At 72.2% G+C, this 20,429-nt stretch carries 17 protein-coding genes and 1 pseudogene; 11 read left to right on the top strand and 7 right to left on the bottom strand.

Annotated elements, in window-relative coordinates; translation table 11 throughout:
- Window positions 1-13: 13 nt before the first annotated feature.
- Window positions 14-3,073: an alpha-L-rhamnosidase C-terminal domain-containing protein gene (locus tag BGM09_RS10175; RefSeq protein WP_188281160.1), complete on the bottom strand. Its 3,060-nt coding sequence runs from the start codon at window positions 3,071-3,073 to the stop codon at window positions 14-16.
- Window positions 3,074-3,294: 221 nt separating this feature from the next.
- Window positions 3,295-3,921, bottom strand: coding sequence for a mycofactocin system transcriptional regulator (gene mftR / locus BGM09_RS10170; RefSeq protein WP_317452628.1), 627 nt, complete (start codon window positions 3,919-3,921; stop codon window positions 3,295-3,297).
- A gap of 112 nt (window positions 3,922-4,033) precedes the next feature.
- Here mftR and mftA point away from each other — a divergent pair, with 112 nt between their 5' ends.
- The 10 genes from mftA (at window position 4,034) to mftF (ending at window position 13,247) form a co-directional block, all read left to right on the top strand.
- Window positions 4,034-4,165, top strand: coding sequence for a mycofactocin precursor MftA (mftA, locus tag BGM09_RS10165; protein WP_188281158.1), 132 nt, complete (start codon window positions 4,034-4,036; stop codon window positions 4,163-4,165).
- Window positions 4,166-4,176: 11 nt separating this feature from the next.
- The gene (gene mftB / locus BGM09_RS10160; protein WP_223186609.1) at window positions 4,177-4,512 is read left to right on the top strand and encodes a mycofactocin biosynthesis chaperone MftB; all 336 of its coding nucleotides are present in this window, start codon (window positions 4,177-4,179) and stop codon (window positions 4,510-4,512) included.
- Window positions 4,509-5,759 (top strand): mycofactocin radical SAM maturase, encoded by a 1,251-nt coding sequence (gene mftC, locus BGM09_RS10155; RefSeq protein WP_188281157.1) that lies wholly within the window; start codon window positions 4,509-4,511, stop codon window positions 5,757-5,759. Before mftB ends, mftC begins: the two co-directional genes overlap by 4 nt.
- Before the next feature lie 138 nt (window positions 5,760-5,897).
- Entirely contained in the window at window positions 5,898-6,731 is an 834-nt protein-coding gene (locus tag BGM09_RS10150; RefSeq protein ID WP_188281156.1) for a mycofactocin-coupled SDR family oxidoreductase, read from the top strand.
- 36 nt (window positions 6,732-6,767) lie between these two features.
- On the top strand, window positions 6,768-7,604 hold the full coding sequence (locus BGM09_RS10145; protein ID WP_188281155.1) for a mycofactocin-coupled SDR family oxidoreductase: 837 nt from the start codon (window positions 6,768-6,770) through the stop codon (window positions 7,602-7,604).
- Window positions 7,605-7,643: 39 nt separating this feature from the next.
- Window positions 7,644-8,585, top strand: coding sequence for an AAA family ATPase (locus BGM09_RS10140; protein WP_188281154.1), 942 nt, complete (start codon window positions 7,644-7,646; stop codon window positions 8,583-8,585).
- Window positions 8,586-8,591: 6 nt separating this feature from the next.
- Entirely contained in the window at window positions 8,592-9,572 is a 981-nt protein-coding gene (locus BGM09_RS38805) for a vWA domain-containing protein (RefSeq protein WP_317452627.1), read from the top strand.
- A gap of 138 nt (window positions 9,573-9,710) precedes the next feature.
- Complete coding sequence (gene mftD, locus BGM09_RS10130; protein ID WP_188281153.1) at window positions 9,711-10,955, top strand: pre-mycofactocin synthase MftD; 1,245 nt, start codon at window positions 9,711-9,713, stop codon at window positions 10,953-10,955.
- A gap of 1 nt (window position 10,956) precedes the next feature.
- Entirely contained in the window at window positions 10,957-11,748 is a 792-nt protein-coding gene (gene mftE, locus BGM09_RS10125; protein ID WP_188281152.1) for a mycofactocin biosynthesis peptidyl-dipeptidase MftE, read from the top strand.
- Window positions 11,745-13,247: a mycofactocin biosynthesis glycosyltransferase MftF gene (mftF, locus tag BGM09_RS10120; protein WP_188281151.1), complete on the top strand. Its 1,503-nt coding sequence runs from the start codon at window positions 11,745-11,747 to the stop codon at window positions 13,245-13,247. Before mftE ends, mftF begins: the two co-directional genes overlap by 4 nt.
- A 3-nt stretch (window positions 13,248-13,250) precedes the next feature.
- On the opposite strand, the gene mftG is transcribed toward mftF, so the two are convergent.
- The 4 genes and pseudogenes from mftG to BGM09_RS10100 form a co-directional block, all read right to left on the bottom strand.
- On the bottom strand, window positions 13,251-14,810 hold the full coding sequence (mftG, locus tag BGM09_RS10115; RefSeq protein ID WP_317452626.1) for a mycofactocin system GMC family oxidoreductase MftG: 1,560 nt from the start codon (window positions 14,808-14,810) through the stop codon (window positions 13,251-13,253).
- Window positions 14,811-14,853: 43 nt separating this feature from the next.
- Window positions 14,854-15,093: pseudogene (locus BGM09_RS10110) on the bottom strand (MFS transporter); the annotation flags it as partial.
- Window positions 15,094-15,153: 60 nt separating this feature from the next.
- Window positions 15,154-16,401 carry a cation:proton antiporter gene (locus BGM09_RS10105; protein ID WP_317452624.1) on the bottom strand — a complete coding sequence of 416 codons (1,248 nt, stop codon included), beginning with the start codon at window positions 16,399-16,401 and terminating at the stop codon, window positions 15,154-15,156.
- Between the two features lie 6 nt (window positions 16,402-16,407).
- Window positions 16,408-16,893 (bottom strand): cation:proton antiporter regulatory subunit, encoded by a 486-nt coding sequence (locus tag BGM09_RS10100; protein WP_188281150.1) that lies wholly within the window; start codon window positions 16,891-16,893, stop codon window positions 16,408-16,410.
- Window positions 16,894-17,179: 286 nt separating this feature from the next.
- On the opposite strand from BGM09_RS10100, the gene BGM09_RS10095 reads away from it, so the two are divergent.
- Window positions 17,180-18,079 carry an aminoglycoside phosphotransferase family protein gene (locus tag BGM09_RS10095; RefSeq protein ID WP_223186608.1) on the top strand — a complete coding sequence of 300 codons (900 nt, stop codon included), beginning with the start codon at window positions 17,180-17,182 and terminating at the stop codon, window positions 18,077-18,079.
- Window positions 18,080-18,189: 110 nt separating this feature from the next.
- Here BGM09_RS10095 and katG read toward each other — a convergent pair whose 3' ends face one another.
- A complete protein-coding gene (gene katG / locus BGM09_RS10090; RefSeq protein WP_188281149.1) occupies window positions 18,190-20,418 on the bottom strand; it encodes a catalase/peroxidase HPI in 2,229 nt (742 codons plus the stop codon).
- Window positions 20,419-20,429: the final 11 nt, after the last annotated feature.

Below are 20,429 nucleotides of genomic sequence, written 5' to 3'. Positions count from 1 at the left end.
GCGGCGGGGCCGGTCAGGGCATCAGATAGCACGCCTTGACTGTGCCAATCAGGGGATCGGGGAACACCGCGTTGGAGCAGGCGGTCCCGCCGGACAGGGACCTGGTGGTGAAGGTGCCGTTCGCACCGTAGGCGACCGTGCGCGGGCCGCTGAAGGCGCACAGGCCGTCCTCCGGTGCGCAGAAGGTGGAGCCGCTGGGGCCGGTGGTGACCGGTCCCGTGTAACAGGACTTGACGAAACCGAAGTCGGCGTCGGTCAGCGCGGTGTCGTCGCAGGCGGTGCCGCCGGTGACCGTGCGGTAGCTGTAGATGCCGTTCGCGCCGTAGGCCACCGTGCGGGTGTCGGTGAAGGAGCATGTGCCGTTCTGCTGGGCGCACAGCGTGTAGCCGGTCGGCGGGGCGACACCGCCCGGATTCGCGGCGACCAGATAGGTGCCGGGCTGGACGCCGGTGAGGTAGACGTATCCGCCGTCCTGGCGGGCGCCTCCGATTCCGGTGGCACCGCTGAACGCGCCGTTGTTCCAGACGACTTGGCCGTTGACCGCCACGACGGGGTTGGCGTTGCCGTACGTCGGGACGGCGATCGTGCCGCTGGTGCCGGAGGGCGCGGTCACGCTCATGGCGAACGCGTTGACGCCGCCCTGTCCGGCCCACGACACCTGGACGGCGCCGTGCGGGGTCGGCGCCCGCCCCTCGGCCCAGGCGAGGTCGCCGGGGTGCGGCTGCACGGACCAGGTCCCGTATCCGGGGGACGTCGGCTGGACGCCGAGGACGTAGCCGGACAGGGCGCCGGTCGGCGCGGTGGACCAGCCGTGCGCCAGGCTGGTGTTGGAGCCGAGGCCGGGTGAGCCGTCGGCGGCGGAGACGTTCTCCCACATGGTGGCGCCCGCGAATCCGCCGGCGGTGATCATATGGCCCCAGACGTCGCTGAGCAGTTGCTGAGCGCCCGCCGTGTCGTTGTTCGCCAGCCGCGCCTGGAGTTCGTATCCGCTGACGAAGGGGCTGACCAGTGCCCTGTTGCCGGAGTCCGCGGAGAACGGCACCGGGCCGTAGGGGCTGGTCCACAGCCTGGACTTGAGCGACGCCAGGATGGCGGCCTGCCGGTCGGCGGGCGCCACACCGTAGAGGACGGCGAGCGCGTTGGCGTCCTGCGCGACGCTGCCGGTCTGGGCGCTGCTGGTGAGGTAGAGCCCGGTGGAGCTGTTGAACAGGTGGGCGTTGATGGCCGACTTCAGCGCCGCCGCCTGCTGGGTGTACGCGGCGGCCTGCGCGCTCTGGCCCGCCCCGGTGGCGAGTTGGGCGCCGTCGAGCAGCGCCTTGTAGTAGAGCAGGTTGTACGCGGTGACCTCGCCGGTCTTGTCGCCGTCGTAGAAGTCCCAGTCGGCGCCGTCGTCACCGGTGGTGGTGAGCAGTCCGTTGCCGTCCAACTGCGTCGCGTTCCAGGCGAGTTGGCTTTTGACGATCGGCCACTCCTGCTGCACGAAGGCGGTGTCGCCGGAGTAGAGGTAGTACGAACCGAGGCCGAGCACCCAGTAGATGGAGTACGAGGCCGAGTAGCTGCCGGTGGTGCCCTGGATCGGGGCGCCGGTGTGCAGCGGGGTCTGCGGGGGTTCGGCCCCGGCGACGAAGCCGCTGGAGAGCTGGTAGCTGCCGAGGAGCTGCAACGAGCCCTTGAGGTAAGAGGTGTTGCCGACGGAGTAGTACGTCGTGGGGCCCTCGATGTTGAGGTCGCCGCCCCAGACGGCGCGGTCGCGGGTGGCGCCGTCGAGGATGGACGGCAGCGCGTTGGTGCCGGGAACGGTGAAGTCCGCCAGCGCCGAGGGGCTGCTGAGCGGGTTGCTGTAGAGGGTGGCACCGGCGCTGCTGACCACGCTGAGATTGCGGAACTCGGCTTCCTCGCCGTTGAATTCGCGGAATCCCACGGTCCCGGTCGGGTAGGCGCGGGTCCCCGCCGGGAAGGCCGCGGAGTTGACCGTGGCGATCTTCTTCTGGTCGACGGAGACCGTCACCGTGGTGCCCGAGGCCGTCGTGGTGACGGTGTGCCAGGTACCCGGCGGCAGACTGTCGGGCAGCGGTGTGGTGCCGACGCTGGTGTACGTCCCGTCGTGCAGGTCGAATTCCTGGAGCACGTTCGGGGTGCCCGCGGTGTCGTTCGAGGCGTTGAGGATGAACGCGTAGCCGTTGTCGGCGTCTTGACCGCGGACGAGCCAGCCGGCCTGGTTGGAGACGATCCTGGTCTCGAACGTGGTCGTGTAGTCGCTCCAGGACGCGCCCTGTTTGAGCAGCCCCGCGTTGCCGCCGAAGTCGTCGAGGACGCCGCCGCTGACCCGCCAGTTCCCGGGCAGTGAGCCGGCCGGTACGGAGTCGAGCTGCGCGGTGTACGCGCCGTCGTACCAGATCTTGTTCAGCTCGTCGGAGCTGGAGACGAAGTAGCCCTGGTAGCCGTCGGCTCCGGTGCGGTCGGCGATGTAGCGCAGTCCCGCGCCGCCGAGGGTGAGCGTGCCGGGCGAGGTGAGGGTGATCTGTTCGTAACGCTGGCCGCCCTGCTCGTACTTGTTGGTGATCGTGCCGGGGGCGGTCACGGTGTACGCGTCGTGGCGGGCGGGGTCGCCCTCGGCCCACGGGACGGCGGTGTCCCCGGTCGCGGTGAGGTACTGCCGGGACTGGCTGTAGCCCGCCTGGAGGGTCGGCGAGCCGGACTGCGCGGTGACGTCGAAGTACGGCACACCGCCGGTGATCCTGCCGTAGTCGAGCACGATCGTGGGGGTGGCGCCGCCCGCGGCCAGGGTCAAGGTGGCGGTGCCCGACGCGCCGCAGAGGAGATTCTGCGCGCCGGAGACGGTGCCTGACGTGCTCACCACAGCGGTCGGGCACACCGTCGCGCTCGACGGTGTCCGCACGTAGCTCTGCCAGTCGGGGGCCGCGGGCCACGGCGTGGCGGCGGTCGCCGCCGCGGGCGTGACGGGCGCGGCGGCGGCGGGCCGGGCGGACGCCCAGCCGATGAGGGCGAGTACGCAGCCGAGGGCCGCCGCGGTGCGGCGGCGGCGCGTACGGGTGTGCCGTTCGGTGCTCATGGCGGGCTCCTGAAGGAGGTCCAGTGGGGGGACCATGTGCAGTGAAACGATTCATTCCATTGCACCGTCGGCGACGTTATTGACTGGCGTCCCCGCGGTCAATGGCGCGTGCGGCAGACGGTGCTTTCACGCCAACGGCACCCAGGCTCGCCGCAGTTGGCCGTGGGCATGCTCCACGCCCTTCACCTGAGCCGACACAACGCCCTTGAACGACGCCCGGCTCAGCGCCCTTCGCCGGAGAAGGTCTCGCCGAGGATGTCGAAGGCCGAGCCCAGCAGGGCCGGCAGATCCGCGTCCTCGTCCTTGAGCCACTGCTCGTAGGCCGACAGCGAGGCGGCCAGCGCCGCCCAGGCGATCACCTGCGGCCGCATGTCGTCCTCGTCCACCCCGAGCCTGCGTGCGGCGTACTCGGCGATGGCCTGCCGCCAGGTGGCGTACCGCAGCGTGGAGTGCGCGACCAGCGTCGGCACGTTGAGCAGCAGGGACATCCGCAGCCGGTGGTCCTGGACGACGCTGGCCGGGAAGCGGTTGAACTCCACGATGGCGCCGCGCAGCGCGTCGGCCAGCGCCATGTCCGGCGGGGTGCGCTGGAGGTAGCGGCGCATCCGTTCCACCAGGGCGTCGAAGTCCCCCCAGGGCACGTCGTTCTTGGACGGGAAGTAGCGGAAGAACGTCCGGCGGCCGATGCCGCAGGCGGCGGCGATGTCGTCCACCGTCGTCTCGGCGAAGCCGCGCTCGGCGAACAGCTCCAGCGCCACATGGCTCAGCTCGTCCACCGTCGTGGAGGGCTGCCGCCCCATGCGGGCGCTGGTCGACGGCGGTTTCGGGGCGTCGGCTGGGGACCTCACGGATTTTCCTTCTTCCATTTGGCACCGGGTGCCATTAGTCTGAACATTATTGAAGGCACGGCGGACGACGACAACCCCGCCTGCGACCATCGCCCGACTGAGGAGCCATGGTATGGAAGAGCTTCAGCTCAAGGAGCCCGGCGAGCCGCGTGCCGCCGACGAGGATGTCACCGCGGATTCCGTGATCGAGGCCGACGACCTGGTCGAAGAGGTCTCGATCGACGGCATGTGCGGCGTCTACTGAGCCGCCCCGCGATGAGCGGCACGGACGGTCCGGTGAACGCCCCGGACCCGGCGCCCGTCATGGATCTCGACCGCCCCTGGGACCTGCACCCGCAGGTCTCGGTCCGGCCGGAACCGTTCGGCGCCCTGCTGTACCACTTCGGAACGCGCAAACTCTCGTTCCTCAAGGACCGGCGACTGCTGTCGGTCGTCCAGTCCCTCAAGGACTCCCCCACGGCACGGGCCGCCTGCTCGGCGGCCGGGGTCACCGAAGCCGACGTGCCGCGGTACGGCCGCGCCCTCGCGACCCTCGCCAGGTCGTCGATGGTGGTGGAAAGGCCGCCGATCGCGGCGGAAAGGACCCCATGACCACGACGACCACGGATGCCCCCGCCCACGCTCCCGGCGCCGAACGGCTGGTGGACCTGTTCGAGTACGGACTCGACGCGCCCATCTGTCTGACCTGGGAACTGACCTACGCCTGCAATCTGTCCTGCACGCACTGCCTGTCCACCTCCGGCCGCCGCGATCCGCGCGAACTCACCACGGCCGAGGCCAAGGCGGTGATCGACGAGCTGGAACGCATGCAGGTCTTCTACGTCAACATCGGCGGCGGCGAGCCCACGGTCCGCCCCGACTTCTGGGAGTTGGTCGACTACGCCACCGCCCACCACGTGGGCGTGAAGTTCTCCACCAACGGCGTCCGGATCACCCCTGAGGTCGCGGCCCGGCTGGCCGAGAACTCCTACGTCGACGTGCAGATCTCCCTCGACGGCGCGACCGCCGAGGTCAACGACGCCGTCCGCGGCCCCGGTTCGTACGACACCGCGCTGCGCGCCATGGCGAATCTGTCCGCCGCCGGGATGAAGAACTTCAAGCTGTCCGTGGTGTGCACCCGGCACAACATCCCCCAGATGGACGAGTTCAAGGCCATCGCCGACCGGTACGGGGCCCAGCTCCGGCTGACCCGGCTGCGCCCGTCCGGGCGCGGCGCCGACGTCTGGGACGAGCTGCACCCGAGGCGTGACCAGCAGCGCGAGCTGTACGACTGGCTGGTGGCGCACGGCGACAGCGTGCTGACCGGTGACTCCTTCTTCCACCTGTCCGCCTACGGGCAGGCGCTGCCCGGCCTGAATCTGTGCGGCGCCGGACGCGTGGTGTGCCTGATCGACCCGGTCGGGGACGTCTACGCCTGCCCGTTCGCGATCCACGAGGAATTCCTGGCAGGGAACATCCGGCAGCCCGGCGGCTTCACCGGCGTATGGCGCGAGTCCGAGCTGTTCCGCGGCCTGCGCGAGCCCCAGTCGGGGGGCGCCTGCGCCTCCTGCCAGTTCTTCGACACGTGCAAGGGCGGGTGCATGGCGGCCAAGTTCTTCACCGGCCTGCCGCTGGACGGGCCGGACCCGGAGTGCGTGCAGGGCTACGGCGAGGAACTGCTCGCGAACCGTACGCAGCACACACCCGTCCCGAAGTCGTCCGTCGACCACTCACACCGTACTTCCCCCGCACCGCGCCGGGGACCGGTCCCGCTGACCCTCACCCGTCGCGAGGATCTGGACCGGCCGCCCGTCAGCGACTGCGCGGAGGATCCGCTCGCCGGTTTCCGTCCGGCCTGAGCACTCCGGGACCGCCCCACCGGCCCGGCCGCCGGTTCCGGTCACGGAGCCCGGCCGCGGAGCCCGGCCACGACATCGGTTCCGCACACCTCGGGGACATCACTCACAGTAATCACTCCGTAACGAAAGGTGCACGCAATGGGGCGTGTAGAAGGAAAGGTCGCATTCATCACCGGGGCCGCGCGCGGTCAGGGCCGCAGCCACGCGGTGCGGCTGGCGCAGGAGGGCGCGGACATCATCGCGGTGGACATCTGCGAGGACGTGCCGAGCGCCGGTTACCCGGGCGCCACCGACGAGGACCTGGCCGAGACCGTACGGCAGGTGGAGAAGCTGGACCGGCGGATCGTGGCCACGAAGGCGGACGTCCGTGACTTCGGGGCGCTGAAGGCCGCCGTGGACGACGGTGTGGCGCAGCTCGGACGGCTCGACATCGTCGCGGCGAACGCCGGGATCGGCGTCATACCCGACACCCTCGACGTACTGGACTCCCAGCGCTGGCGCGATGTCATCGACATCAATCTGACGGGCGTGTGGAAGACCGCGAAGGCGGCGATCGCGCACATCAAGGCGGGCGGGCGCGGCGGCTCGATCATCCTGACCAGCTCGGAGGCGGGCCTGCGCGCGTATCCGCACGCGGGTCACTACGTGGCCGCCAAGCACGGCGTCGTCGGCCTGATGCGCACGCTGGCGCTGGAGTTGGCCCCGGACGGCATCCGGGTCAACAGCATCCATCCGACCCAGGTCGACACGGCCATGATCCAGAACGAGATGACCTACAAGCTGTTCCGCCCCGACCTGGAGCACCCGACCGCGGAGGACTTCGCCGAGGTCTCGCGGTCGGTCATCGCGCTGCCCATCCCGTGGGTGGAGCCGGTGGACATCTCCAACGCCCTGCTGTGGCTGGCCTCGGACGAGGGCCGGTACGTCACCGGGGTCACGCTGCCGGTCGACGGCGGCAACTTCCTGAAGTAGCGAGAGATCAGTGAGAAAGAAAGAGGTGAACACGCGATGGGGCGTGTAGAGGGAAAGGTCGCACTCGTCACCGGGGCGGCCCGTGGTCAGGGCCGCAGCCACGCGATACGTCTGGCGCAGGAGGGCGCGGACATCATCGGCGTCGACGTCGTGTCACAGATCGACTCGGTGCCGTACCCGATGGCGACGCCGGACGACCTCGCGGAGACCGTACGCGAGGTCGAGAAGCTGGACCGGCGGATCGTCGCCACGCGGGCGGACGTCCGTGACTTCGAGGCGCTGAAGACCGCCGTGGACGCCGGGGTCGCGCAACTCGGACGGCTGGACATCGTCTCGGCGAACGCGGGCATCTTCAGCTTCGGCACCATGTCGGAGCTGGACGAGCGGGTGTTCCAGGACATGATCGACGTCAATCTCACCGGGGTGTGGCACACCGTGAAGGCGGCGATCCCGCACATCAAGGCGGGCGGCGACGGCGGTTCGATCGTGCTGACCAGCTCGACCGCCGGACTGATGGCGATGGAGAACATCGGGCACTACGTCGCCGCCAAGCACGGCGTCGTCGGCCTGATGCGCACGCTGGCGCTGGAGTTGGCCCCGGACAGCATCCGGGTCAACAGCGTGCACCCCACGTCGGTCGACACCCCGATGATCCAGAATTCGGCGACGTACGAGCTGTTCGCGTCCGACCTGCCGGTGGCCGAGCGGACCAAGGAGAATCTCGGCCCGCGCTTCGGTTCGATGAACGCGCTGCCGATCCCGTGGGTGGAGCCGGTGGACATCTCCAACGCGGTGCTGTGGCTGGCCTCGGACGAGGCGCGGTACGTCACCGGCGTCACCCTGCCGATCGACGCGGGCCAGACGGCCAAGTAACGGGCCTGTCAGCCACGTCAAGCGTAGGGAGCGCGAACGATGACCACACTGCGGACGGTACGGGACGCCGGGGCCGGCTCCGGCGTCGCGGCGGCCGGGGAGCGGATCGCCTCGCGCATCGTCGGCCGCGAGCGCGAGCTGGAACTCGCGCTCGCGACCGTCGGCGCCGGGCGGGATCTCGTCCTGGAGGGCCCGCCCGGCACCAGCAAGACCACCATGCTCAAGGCGATCACCGAGGAGTGGGGCATCCCGCTGGTGTTCGTGGAGGGCAACGCCGATCTGACCCCGGCCAAGCTGGTCGGGCACCACAATCCCGCGCGGGTGCTGCGGGAGGACTACAGCGCCGACAACTTCGTGGCGGGGCCGCTGGTCCAGGCGATGCGCACCGGGGGGTTCCTCTACATCGAGGAGTTCAACCGCGCCCCCGAGGACACCCTCAACACCCTGCTGTCGGCGATGGCCGACCGGGCGGTCGAGGTGCCCAGGGTCGGTCTGGTCACCGCCGAGCCGTCGTTCCGGGTCATCGCCTCGATGAACCCCGGTGACGACATCGGCACCACCCGGCTGTCGGCGGGCGTCAGCGACCGGCTCAACCGGATCGTGGTCGGCTACCAGGACGCCGCCGCGGAGGAGGACATCGTCAGGCTGCGCACCACGCTGTCCGGTCCGCTCGCGGACCGGGTCGTGCCCGACGCCGTCGCGGTGACCCGGGCCACCCGCGAGCACCCGGACCTGCGGCAGGGCAGCAGCGTGCGGGGCGCGATCGACTGCGCCCTGGTCGCCGACGGCCTGATGACGATGCGCGAACTGAGCGGACCGGACGACGACCGCTACCCGGAGACCTTCTACGACGCGATGACGGTCTCGCTGTCCGGCCGGATCCGGCTGGACGACGCGGCGGAGACCACTGCGGAGCGCGTCCTGCGGGAGATCTGGGAGGACCGCTTCGTGCTGGACCCGGCGCGGGCGGAGCCCGGATGAAGAGCGGTGGAGGCCGACTCGCCCGTACGGCGGCGCGGACCGGCGTCCACGGACCGTTCGCGGCGACCGCTGCGCCGTATCCCCAAGACACTCGACGAGGAGCCGAAGGTGTTCGAGGCCGTAGCAGGCACGGGAGGCACGGTGCTGCGCGCCCGCTCGCGCGGCGCCGGTCCCGCGCGTCCGCGGCCGACCCGCTCGGCGGCCGACTTCACCGACGAGCGGGGGGAACTGCTCACCGGCTCGGACGACACCGAGCCGGTGGACCCCGCGGTGCGGGCGCGGGCCCGCGAGATCGCCGCGCGGCTGTCCCTGCCGAAGCCGAAGCGGGCGCGCGGCGGACGGCCGGCCGCTTCGGGGCGGCTGGCCAGCCTCCCGTACCGGCAGCGCGGCAGCGACATCGACCTGGATCGGACGCTGGAGCGGCTGGCGGAGCGGCCGGTCCCCGACGACGAGGACGTCTTCGTCTTCGAGCGGGTCCGCACACCCCGCTCCGTCGTGCTCGCGGTGGACCTGTCGGGGTCGATGAAGGGCGAGCGGGTACGTACCGCGGCGGCCACCGTCGGCGCGCTCGCGGCCGAGCTGGAGTCCGAGGCGCTGGCCGTCGTCGCCTTCTGGTCGGACGCGGCGGTGCTGCTCGAACTGGGCGACCCGGTCCGGCCGACGGAGCTGCTGGACGCGATGCTGCGCATCCCGGCCAGGGGCCTGACCAATGTGGCCTTCCCGCTCGAACTCGCCGCCGTCCGGCTGGCGTCGGCGCCGCGGCGCGGCGCGCGGGTACTGCTGCTGTCGGACTGCGTCCACAACGCGGGTCCTGACCCGCGCCCGGCGGCGGCCCGGCTGCCGCGGCTGGACGTGCTGCTCGACACGAGCGGTGAGAAGGACGTCGAATTGGGCACGGACCTGGCCAGGGCCGGGCACGGCACCTTCCACCGCATCCGCACCCACCACGACATCGCACCGGCTCTCAGGGAGGTCTTCCGCACATGAGCGGCGCATGGAGGCATGTTCGCCCGGGGCACGCGAGGAGCGGCTGACCCGCGCCTGCGCGGCGCACGGGCGGCACCTGACGCTCACGGACATGGACCGGCCCCGAAGGACCGGCTCCGAGACGAAGAGGAACACGCAATGAGCAGGAATCCCTGGTTCGAGACCGTTGCCGAGGCGCAGCGCCGGGCAAAGAAGCAACTACCGAGTTCGGTCTACGGAGCCCTGGTCGCGGGCTCGGAGCGCGGCCGGACCATCGATGACAACATCGAGGCGTTCGCCGAACTGGGCTTCGCGCCGCGGGTGGTGGGCCATCACGCCGAGCGCGACCTGTCCACGACGGTGCTGGGGATCCCGACGTCGATGCCCGTGGTGATCTCGCCGACCGGTGTGCAGGCCGTCCACCCGGACGGCGAGGTGGCCGTCGCGCGGGCCGCCGCGAACCGGGGCGTGATCATGGGGCTCAGCTCGTTCGCCAGCAAGCCGGTCGAGGAAGTCGCGGAGGCGAACGGGAACACCGTCTTCCAGATGTACTGGACCGGCACCCGCGAGTCGATGGTGCAGCGGATGGACAGGGCCAGGGCCGCCGGTGCCAAGGCGCTGATCTCCACGCTCGACTGGTCCTTCTCCAACGGGCGCGACTGGGGCAGTCCGTCGATCCCGGAGAAGCTGGACTTCAAAACGATGCTGAAGTTCGCGCCGAACGTGGCGCCGCACCCGGCCTGGCTGATGCGGTTCCTCAAATCCCGTCGGCTCCCCGACCTCACCGCGCCCAACCTCCGGCCGCCGGGCGGCGCGGCGCCCACCTTCTTCGGCGCCTACTACGAGTGGATGCAGACGGCGCCGCCCACCTGGGACGACGTGAAGTGGCTGCGCGAGGAGTGGGGCGGCCCGTTCCTGCTCAAAGGCGTGACGCGGGTGGACGACGCCAAGCGCGCGGTCGACGCCGGGGTCAGCGGGATCTCGGTGTCCAACCACGGCGGCAACAACCTGGACACGACGCCGGGCACGATACGGATGCTGCCGTCGATCGCCGAGGCGGTGGGCGACCAGATCGAGGTCGTGCTCGACGGCGGCATCCGGCGCGGCGGCGACGTCGCCAAGGCGCTGGCGCTCGGCGCCCGCGCGGTGCTGATCGGCCGCGCCTACCTGTGGGGGCTCGCGGCCAACGGCCAGGCCGGCGTGGAGAACGTCCTGGACATCATGCGCGGCGGCCTGGACTCCGCGGTGCTGGGCCTGGGCCACTCCTCCGTACACGAGCTGTCCCCCGACGACCTGGTGATCCCCGACGGTTTCACCAGGACACTCGGCGGCGGGCTCGGCGGCGGCGCGGACCGCGGAAGCGGCGCGGTGGCCGCCCCGCGTTCCAAGGACCCGATCCGCTGACATGCCGTCGACACCCGCGAACCGCGCGGGCCCCGGGAGCACGGCAGGACCCGCGGCCCCTTCGGAGCTGGCGCACGCCGTCTGGCCGGCGGTCCCGTTCGCGCCCCTGGTCCTGGTGCCGCTGGGCTCGACCGAACAGCACGGGCCGCATCTGCCGCTGGGCACCGACGCCGCCATCGCGCGGGCGGTCGCCGAGCGGGTGGCGGCCGGGGCCCCGCCCGAGTGGCACACCCTGGTCGCGCCGACGATGGCCTACGGTTCGAGCGGCGAGCACGCGGGCTTCGCGGGCACCGTCTCGATCGGCCGCGAGGCCCTGCGGGCGGTGCTCGTGGAGTCCGTGCGGTCGCTGGCGATGTGGGCCGGGCGGATCGTCTTCGTCAACGGGCACGGCGGCAATGTCGCCACGCTCGCCGAGGCGGTCGTCCTGCTGCGCGCCGAGGGCCACCACGTCGCGTGGGCGCCGTGCGTGGCACCCGACGCGGATCCGCACGCCGGACGGTGGGAGACCTCGGTCATGCTCCACCTGGCGCCCGAGGACGTGCGGACCGCGCAGGCCGTCGCCGGGGACACCCGGCCGCTCGCGGACCTCATGCCCGACCTGGTCGCGGGCGGTGTGCTGGCGGTCTCGCCGTCCGGGGTCCTCGGCGACCCGGCGGGGGCGTCCGCCGAAGAGGGAGACAGAGCGATGACGTACATGGTCACCACGGTCACCCGGCTGATCGCGGAAGGGGCCGCGGACGCCCGCGGCCGACTGGTCGACGCCGAACCGTTGGACGGGGAGGCGGCCGAATGACCGCGGAACGGGCGGGGAGCGCGCCGGAGGGCGACGGCGCTCCGGGCGGCACGAGCGGTACGAGCGGCACGAGCGCGCCCGGCGGGAAGGCGCGGCTGCCCGGCGGCTTCGTGGTCGCGCTCAACCGCCACACCCGCGTCATCGACGGCGGCCGTGCCCTGCTCGGCGGCTTCCCGACTCGGCTCGTCCGGCTGACCCCCCGCGCCCGCCCGCTGCTCGCCGACGACCGTACGGTGCGCGTCCGGGACGCGGCGAGCGCCGTCCTCGCCGACCGGCTGCTGGACAACGGCATGGCGTACCCGGTCGTCCGCGACCTGCCGCCCAATCCTGACCCGCGCCACACCTTCGTCGTGCCCGTCCACGAGCGGGCCGCGCAGCTCGACCGGCTGCTCACCAGCATCGGCCCCGGCCATCGCGTCGTCGTCGTGGACGACGGATCGCGGCACGCCGACGACATCGAGGACACCGCCGCCAGGCACGGCGCCCAACTGGTCGTCCTGGAGCGGAACATGGGCCCGGCCGCGGCCCGCAACGCGGGGCTGCGGCTGGTCCGCACCCCGTACGTGGTCTTCGTGGACTCCGACATCGTGCTCCCCCCGGAGACCGTCCCCGTCCTGCTCCGGCACTTCACCGACCCCGAGGTCGCCATGGCCGTGCCCCGTATCACCGGGCTGCCGACCGCCGCGGCCACCGGCTGGATCGGCCGGTACGAGGCCGCCAGGTCCTCGCTCGACCTCGGCCGGGACCCGGCGGCCGTACGCCCGGGGACCCCCGTCTCCTGGGCCTCCACCGCGTGCAGCGTGGCGCGGGTGGACGCGATGGCGGACGGCTTCGACGCGGCCATGCGGGTCGGCGAGGACGTCGACCTGTGCTGGCGGCTGATCGAGGGCGGCTGGCGCGTACGGTACGAGCCGTCGGTCCGCGCCGAGCACGAGCACCGCGTGCGGTTCACGGACTGGATGCTGCGCAAGGCCGCGTACGGCACGGGCGCGCATCCGCTGGCCGAGCGCCACCCCGAACTCATCGCGCCCGCCGTCCTCGCGCCCTGGGCGGGCGCGCTGTCCCTCGCGCTGCTGGCCCAGCGCCGCTGGTCGCTGCCGGTGGCGGGCGCCGTCTGCGGGATCACGACCGTACGGATCGCCCGCAAGCTCAAGGGCGCCGACCACCCGGTACGGCTGGCCGCCCGGCTCACCGCAAACGGCGCTGTCAGCGCCCTGTCCCAGACCGGCGCCCTGCTCACCCGGCACTGGTGGCCGCTGGCCGCCGTCGGCTGCGCGGTCTCCCCCCGGATCCGGCGCGCGGTCGCGGTGGCCGCGGTCGCCGACGTCGCTCTCGAATACCGTCCGGGCGATGTGGGCCTTGACCCCGTGCGCTACGCCGCCGCCCGCCGCCTGGACGACCTCGCCTACGGGACGGGCGTCTGGCTCTCCGCGCTCAAGGGCCGCTCGACAGCGGCGCTGCGCCCGCGCCTGGCGTCCGGCAAGGGCGCCTCGGGCTGACGGTCACGCACGGTCATGCCGGATCGCGTCCGCGACGACCTCGCCGATCAGCACGGCGGTCGCCGCCGGGCCGCGCAGCGGGGCGGCCGGGAGGATCGAGGTGTCCGCGACCCGCAGCCCCCGCACCCCGTGCACCCTGCCGTACTGGTCGACCACGGCGTACCGGTCGTCCGCCGGGCCCATCGGCGCGCTCGCGCAGGCGTGCACCGAGGTGCCGATACGGGCCCGGATCCACGCGTCGAGCAGGCCGTCGTCGGCCAGCGTCCCCTGGCCGGGCCCGGCCGTCGTGCCCGGCTCGACGACGGTACGGAAGGCGGGCGCGGCGATCAGCGCCGCGGTCGTCCGGACGGCCTCGCGCAGCGGCCGCCGGTCGTCGGGCGTCCGCAGATAGCCGTAGTCGACGGTCGGCGGCACCGCGGGGTCGGCGGAGACGATCCGCAGGCGTCCGCGCGGTCGCGGGGCCTGCGCGGAGACGAGGAAGGGCAGCGGCGCACCGGGCAGCGCCGTGCGGGCGGCGGTCAGGGCCGCCGTCGGCGTGAGCGACTGGAGGATTTCCAGGTCGCCCGCCGCAGAGCCGCCGCTCGACGTCAGATGGAGGGCGCCGCCGAGCCAACTGCCGTCGGCGGCGGGCACGTCGCGTACCGGGGTCCACTCCACGACGATCTGCGGATGGTCGCAGAACGACCCGCCGACGCCGGGGGCGTCCCGCAGCACGGGGATGCCGAGGCGTTCGAGGTCCGCGCGCGGGCCGATGCCGGACAGCGCCAGCAGGTGCGGTGACCCGAAAGCGCCCGCGCACAGCACGACTTCGCCCGCCGTGACGGTCTCCCGTACGCCGTCGCGTTCGGTCTCCACGCCGACCGCGCGGCCGTGTTCCACCAGGACTCGGCGGACGGTGCGGTCGCCGACGACGGTGAGGTTGGGGCGCGTGAGCGCGTCCTGGAGATAGCCGACGGCGGTGTTGGCGCGTACGCCGTCGACCGCGTTCGACGGCACCGGGCCGAAGCCGGGCGCGCCCTGGTCGTTCTTGTCCGGCTCGGCCGGGAACCCCGACTCGCGGGCCGCCGCGCCGAACGCCGCGGCGGCGGGGTGGTCGAGCGCGGTCCGGCGCACCCGGACCGGGCCGTCCGCGCCGTGCACGGCGGAGGCGCCGTAGTCCAGGTCGGTCTCCATCCGGCGCAGGAACGGCAGCACCCGGTCGAAGGACCAGGCGTCGTTGCCCGCCGCCGCCCACCGGTCGAAGTCGTCCCGCCTGGCCCGGACGAAGTACCCGCCGTTGACGGTGGTCGAGCCGCCCAGGATTCTGCCGCGGCCGACCGTGTAGGGACGCTCGGGTGTCAGTCGCGCCGGATACCACCACAGCGGCGCCCCCCGCGCCCATGCCCCCGGCACGAGCCGCGCGTCCAGCAACTCCGGCGCGAAGGCCCCCGTCGCGGGCCCCGCCTCGATCAGCGCCACCGTCCGCCCCGCGTCCTCACTCAGCCGCGCGGCCAACGGCCCCCCGCTCCCGCCTCCCCCGACCACCACGACATCGGCCCGCGCCACCCCGTTCGTCGGACCCACGCCCCGCCCCTTTCCCACCGGCTCACCACCACCCTAGAACGTGTCAGGCGGACGGGCTCCGCGCCGGGGTCTCGCCGAGGGCCGGGCCCTGAGCGGCGGGGAGCGGGCGAAGGCCGGGGGCCAGGACGAGGGTGACGGCCACGGAGGCGGCTGCCATCACGGTCATGGCGGTGGCGGGTGAGGTGCGTTGGGCGAGGCCGCCCGCCAGGGTGGCGCCGACACCCTGGAGGGTGAGCATGCCGGAGGAGTGGAGCCCAAGGGCGTGACCGCCGAGGACGCCGGGGAGGTGCTGGTGGGCGCCCAGGGGCACGAGTGAGACGTCGTCGCGCGGAGGGCGGAGCGTTCAGGAATGCGTGGCCGTCGTGTCGATCTGTTCCTCGGCCGGGCCGGGGGACGCGGCGGCGGCCGGGAGCACGGCGCGCCGACGCGCGTACGGGCGGACGGCCTCGGTGAGTTTGCGGGCGATCGGTTCGGTCCAGCGGGCGGTGAGCGGGCCGAGGACGACCAGGATCAGCACATACGCGGTGGCCAGCGGCCCGATCCGGGGCTCGACGCCCACGGCCAGCCCGGCGATGACGATGGAGAACTCGCCGCGTGCGACCAGCGTGCCGCCCGCCCGCCACCGTCCGGCGGACCGGATTCCGGCCCTGCGCGCCGCGTACCAGCCGGTGGCGACCTTCGTGAGGGTCGTGATGACCGCCAGGATCAGCGCGGGGACCAGGACCGGCGGGATGTCGGCGGGGACGGTGCTCAGGCCGAAGAAGACGAAGAAGACCGCCGCGAACAGGTCCCGCAGCGGAGTCAGCAGACTCCTCGCGCCCTCGGCGACCTCCCCCGACAGCGCGATACCGACCAGGAACGCGCCCACAGCGGCCGAGACCTGGAGTTGCTGGGCAACACCGGCCACCAGCAGCGTCAGGCCGAGCACGACCAGCAGCAGCATCTCCGCGTTGTCCGACGACACCGCGCGGCTGATCAGCCGCCCGTGGCGCAGCGCCACGTACAGGACGATCCCAACCGTGCCGAGCGAGATCAGCAGCGTGAGGGTGCCGCCCGCCAGGCTCACCCCCGCCAGCAGGGCGCTCAGGATCGGCAGATAGACCGCCATCGACAGGTCTTCGAGGACCAGCACACCCAGAATGAGCGGGGTCTCGCGGTTGCCGAGACGGCCGAGGTCGCCGAGGACCTTCGCGATCACACCCGACGAGGAGATCCAGGTCACTCCCGCCAGCGCGACGGCGGCGACCGGGCCCCAGCCCAGCAGCAGCGCGGCCACCGCGCCGGGTACGGCGTTGAGCGCGAAGTCCACCGCGCCCGAGGGGTACTGCGTTTTCAGATTCGTGACGAGTTCCGAAGCGCTGTACTCCAGGCCGAGCAGCAGAAGCAGCAGGACGACGCCGATCTCGGCGCCGGTGGCCACGAAGTCCTCACTGGCATGCAGCGGGATGAGCCCGCCTTTGCCGAAGGCCAGCCCCGCGAGCAGGTAGAGCGGGATCGGCGAGAAGCCGACACGTCCCGCGAGGCGGCCGAGGATGCCCAGGGCGAGAATGATCGCCCCGAGCTCGATGAGCATGTCGGTCGTGTCGTGCACAGGCTTCTATCCTCCTGTGATCAGTTCGGCGACGGCGTCCACACCTTCGCGGGTGCCGACGACGACAAGGATGTCGCCGACCGCGAAGCGGAAGTCGGGGGTGGGCGACGGCACGGCGGCCGTCCGGCGGAGCACGGCGACGATCGAGGCGCCGGTACGGGTACGGGCCTGCGTGTCGCCGAGCGTGCGGCCCGCGTACGGCGAACGTTTGCTCACCGTGATGTGCTCGGTGACCAGGTCGATCTCGAAGTGCTGGCGCAGGTGCGCGACCGGGTCGGGCGGGAGCAGTTCGGCGAGCGCGCTCACTTCGTGCGGCTCCAGGACCACGGCGTCCTTGCAGGCGTCGTCGTCCTCGGGGTCGTGAAAGGCCAGGGTGCGCCGCCCGTCGTGGTGCACGACCACCGACAGGTGCCGACCGGCGTCGGTGGACACGTCGTAGCGGATGCCCACCCCCGGGAGCGGGGTCTTGCGCGCGTGGACGGTGTGCTGCATTGCGTGCTCCAAGGGGGACGGGACGTGTCGTGTGAACGGCATCCGGGCCGACCGGTGTTGGTCGGGCGGTCGGGCGGCGCGGCGCGTTCGCCGGGTCGGCGGCGACCGCGGCTCCTACCAGGGTCGCGGGCGGACCGACCGAGCCATAGTAAAGGAATGGCAAATGGATTGCGGGGGCGGGATCGGGCACTGCTCGCCGGCCCCCGGCGGGGTGCCCGCACGGCGGGACGGCGCGCGGGGAAAAGCGGTTGACGGGAGCCGCCGCCGCGAGATCGTATGACGCCCCATGACCACCCCACCCATGCACCCTGACCTGCATCCCATCGACGCCGACCTCGTACGGCGGCTGGTCGCCGGGCAGTTCCCCCGGTGGGCGGGGCTCGACGTGCGGCGGTTCCCGTCCGGCGGCACGGTCAACGCGATGTACCGGCTCGGCGACGACATGGTGGTCCGTCTGCCGCTCGTGGCGGGCGGGGCCGGGGACGTCGCATTGGAGCAGGAGTGGCTGCCGCGGCTCGCGCCCCTGCTGCCCGCGGCCGTCCCCGAAGTCCTCGGCGCCGGGGAGCCCGCGCAGGGGTATCCGTGGCCGTGGTCGGTGTACCGGTGGCTGGACGGCGAGCCGCCCGAGGCGGGGGCGCTGAGCAAGCCCGTACGCCTGGCGGGGGACATCGCCGGGTTCGTGCGGGCGATACGGGACGTGACGCTGCCGGACCCGCCGGCCGCCTATCGCGGCGAACCGCTCGCCCACCACGACGCGTCGACCCGGTCGGCGATCGCGCAACTGCGCGGGATTCCGCAGGAGGGCGTCGACTGCGACGCCCTGACCGCCGTGTGGGAGGACGCCCTGCGCGCGCCCGTCTGGGACGGGCCTCCGGTGTGGGTGCACTCCGATCTGATGCCGGGCAATCTGCTGGTGTCAGGGGGCCGGCTGACCGCGGTGATCGACTTCGGGTGCGCGGGGGTGGGCGATCCGGCCTGTGACCTGTTCCCCGCGTGGAATCTGCTGCCGCCCGACGCGCGGGAGGTCTTGCGCGGCGCGCTCGGAGCCGACGACGCGACGTGGCGGCGCGGCCGGGGCCGGGCGCTCTCCCAGGCGGTGAACGCGCTGCCGTACTACCGCGAGACGAATCCGACCATGGCGCACAACGCGCGGCGTGTGATCCGCGCGGTGCTCACCCAGGGCTGAGCCCCTGTCCCTGTCCTTAAAGCCCCTGCCGTTGAGCCCTGACGACGGTGTCCGGGGCGGCTCGCGGCGAGCCGCCCCGGACACCGGGGGTTACTTCAGACCTTGCGGTCTCAGACCAGGTCGAACCGGTCGAGGTCCATGACCTTGGCCCACGCCGCGACGAAGTCGTTGACGAACTTCTCCTTCGCGTCGTCGCTCGCGTAGACCTCCGCCAGGGCGCGCAGCTCGGAGTTCGAGCCGAAGACCAGGTCGGCGCGGGTGCCGGTCCACTTGACCGCACCGGAGGCGTCGCGGCCCTCGAAGGTGTTCGCGTCCTCGGACGTCGCGCTCCACGTCGTGCCCAGGTCGAGCAGGTTGACGTAGAAGTCGTTGGTCAGCGTGCCGGGGGTCCCGGTGAGGGCGCCGAGAGCGGACTGCTGGTAGTTGGCGCCCAGGACGCGCAGACCGCCGACGAGGACGGTCAGCTCGGGGGCGCTCAGGTTCAGCAGGTTCGCCTTGTCGATCAGCAGGTACTCGGCGGGCAGCCGGTTGGCCTTGCCGAGGTAGTTGCGGAATCCGTCGGCGGTCGGCTCCAGGGCGCTGAACGACTCGACGTCGGTCTGCTCCTGGGTCGCGTCCACGCGGCCCGGCGTGAACGGCACCTGGACGTCGTACCCGGCCGCCTTGGCGGCCTGCTCGACGCCGACGCCACCGGCCAGCACGATCAGGTCGGCGAAGGAGATCCCCTTCGCGCCGCTCCGGTCGGCGTTGAAGGACTCCTGGACACCTTCCAGGGTGCGCAGCACGGTCGCCAACTGGTCGGGCTCGTTGACCTCCCAGCCGATCTGCGGCTGGAGACGGACGCGCGCGCCGTTGGCGCCACCGCGCTTGTCGCTGCCGCGGAAGGACGAGGCCGAGGCCCAGGCGGTGGAGACGAGCTGGGCCACCGACAGGCCGGAGCCGAGGATCTGGCTCCTGAGGGCGGCGATGTCGGAGGCGTCGAGCGGCTCGTGGGTGGCGGCGGGCAGCGGGTCCTGCCACAGCAGCACCTCGGAGGGCACCTCGGAGCCGAGGTAGCGCACGACCGGGCCCATGTCGCGGTGGGTCAGCTTGTACCAGGCGCGGGCGAAGGCGTCCGCGAATTCGGCGGGGTTCTCGAAGAAGCGCCGCGAGATCTGCTCGTACGCCGGGTCGACCCGCAGGGCGAGGTCGGTGGTGAGCATCGTCGGGGCGTGGCTCTTCGACGCGTCGTGCGCGTCCGGTACGGTGCCGGCGCCCGCGCCCTCCTTCGGCCGCCACTGGTTGGCGCCCGCGGGGCTCTGGAACAGCTCCCACTCGTAGCCGAAGAGGATCTCGAAGAAGCTGTTGTCCCAGGCGGTCGGGGTGTTGGTCCAGATGCCCTCGAGACCGCTGGTGATCGCGTCGCCGCCCTTGCCGGTGCCGTGGCTGTTCTTCCAGCCGAGGCCCTGCTGCTCGATGGAGGCGGCCTCGGGGTCGTCGCCGACGCTGTCGGCCGGTCCCGCGCCGTGGGTCTTGCCGAAGGTGTGGCCGCCCGCGATCAGCGCGACGGTCTCCTCGTCGTTCATCGCCATCCGGCGGAAGGTCTCACGGATGTCGCGGGCCGCGGCCAGCGGGTCGGGCGTTCCGTTGGGGCCCTCGGGGTTGACGTAGATGAGGCCCATCTGGACGGCGCCGAGCGGGTTCTCCAGCTCGCGGTCGCCCGTGTAGCGCTCGTCGCCGAGCCAGGTGGTCTCGGGGCCCCAGTAGACGTCCTCGTCGGGCTCCCAGACGTCCGCGCGACCGCCGCCGAAGCCGAAGGTCTCGAAGCCCATCTGCTCCAGGGCGACATTGCCGGTGAGGATCATCAGATCGGCCCACGACAGGCTCTGGCCGTACTTCTTCTTGACCGGCCACAGCAGACGGCGGGCCTTGTCCAGGTTGCCGTTGTCCGGCCAACTGTTGAGCGGGGCGAAACGCTGCTGGCCCGCGCCACCGCCGCCGCGGCCGTCGCTGATGCGGTACGTGCCCGCGCTGTGCCACGCCATGCGGATCATGAAGGGGCCGTAGTTGCCGAAGTCGGCGGGCCACCAGTCCTGGGAGCTGGTCAGCACCTGCGCGATGTCCTGCTTGACGGCCGCGAGGTCCAGGGTCTTGAACGCCTCGGCGTAGTCGAAGCCCTCGCCGAGCGGGTTGGCCACGGCGGGGTTCTTGGCAAGGATCTTCAGATTGAGCCGCTCGGGCCACCACTGGCGGTTTCCGCCGCCCTGAGTCGGGTGCGGCGCGCGTCCGTGCGCGACCGGGCAGCCACCCCCGCCCTCCGCCTTCGCGTCAGTGACGATTGCATCATGGTTCTCAGACATGGGAATCCTTC

Source organism: Streptomyces sp. CBMA29 (genome assembly GCF_014596445.1).
Classification (GTDB): domain Bacteria; phylum Actinomycetota; class Actinomycetes; order Streptomycetales; family Streptomycetaceae; genus Actinacidiphila.
Note: the sequence above shows the minus strand (reverse complement) of the source record. Positions and strands in the feature narration are given on the sequence as shown.

Coding starts and splice junctions, on each gene's coding strand:
- BGM09_RS10175 (WP_188281160.1), bottom strand. CDS start 3,073: ATGAGCACCGAACGGCACACCCGTACGCGCCGCCGCCGCACCGCGGCG.
- mftA (WP_188281158.1), top strand. CDS start 4,034: ATGGAAGAGCTTCAGCTCAAGGAGCCCGGCGAGCCGCGTGCCGCCGAC.
- mftB (WP_223186609.1), top strand. CDS start 4,177: ATGAGCGGCACGGACGGTCCGGTGAACGCCCCGGACCCGGCGCCCGTC.
- mftC (WP_188281157.1), top strand. CDS start 4,509: ATGACCACGACGACCACGGATGCCCCCGCCCACGCTCCCGGCGCCGAA.
- BGM09_RS10150 (WP_188281156.1), top strand. CDS start 5,898: ATGGGGCGTGTAGAAGGAAAGGTCGCATTCATCACCGGGGCCGCGCGC.
- BGM09_RS10145 (WP_188281155.1), top strand. CDS start 6,768: ATGGGGCGTGTAGAGGGAAAGGTCGCACTCGTCACCGGGGCGGCCCGT.
- BGM09_RS10140 (WP_188281154.1), top strand. CDS start 7,644: ATGACCACACTGCGGACGGTACGGGACGCCGGGGCCGGCTCCGGCGTC.
- mftD (WP_188281153.1), top strand. CDS start 9,711: ATGAGCAGGAATCCCTGGTTCGAGACCGTTGCCGAGGCGCAGCGCCGG.
- mftE (WP_188281152.1), top strand. CDS start 10,957: ATGCCGTCGACACCCGCGAACCGCGCGGGCCCCGGGAGCACGGCAGGA.
- mftF (WP_188281151.1), top strand. CDS start 11,745: ATGACCGCGGAACGGGCGGGGAGCGCGCCGGAGGGCGACGGCGCTCCG.
- BGM09_RS10100 (WP_188281150.1), bottom strand. CDS start 16,893: ATGCAGCACACCGTCCACGCGCGCAAGACCCCGCTCCCGGGGGTGGGC.
- BGM09_RS10095 (WP_223186608.1), top strand. CDS start 17,180: ATGACCACCCCACCCATGCACCCTGACCTGCATCCCATCGACGCCGAC.
- katG (WP_188281149.1), bottom strand. CDS start 20,418: ATGTCTGAGAACCATGATGCAATCGTCACTGACGCGAAGGCGGAGGGC.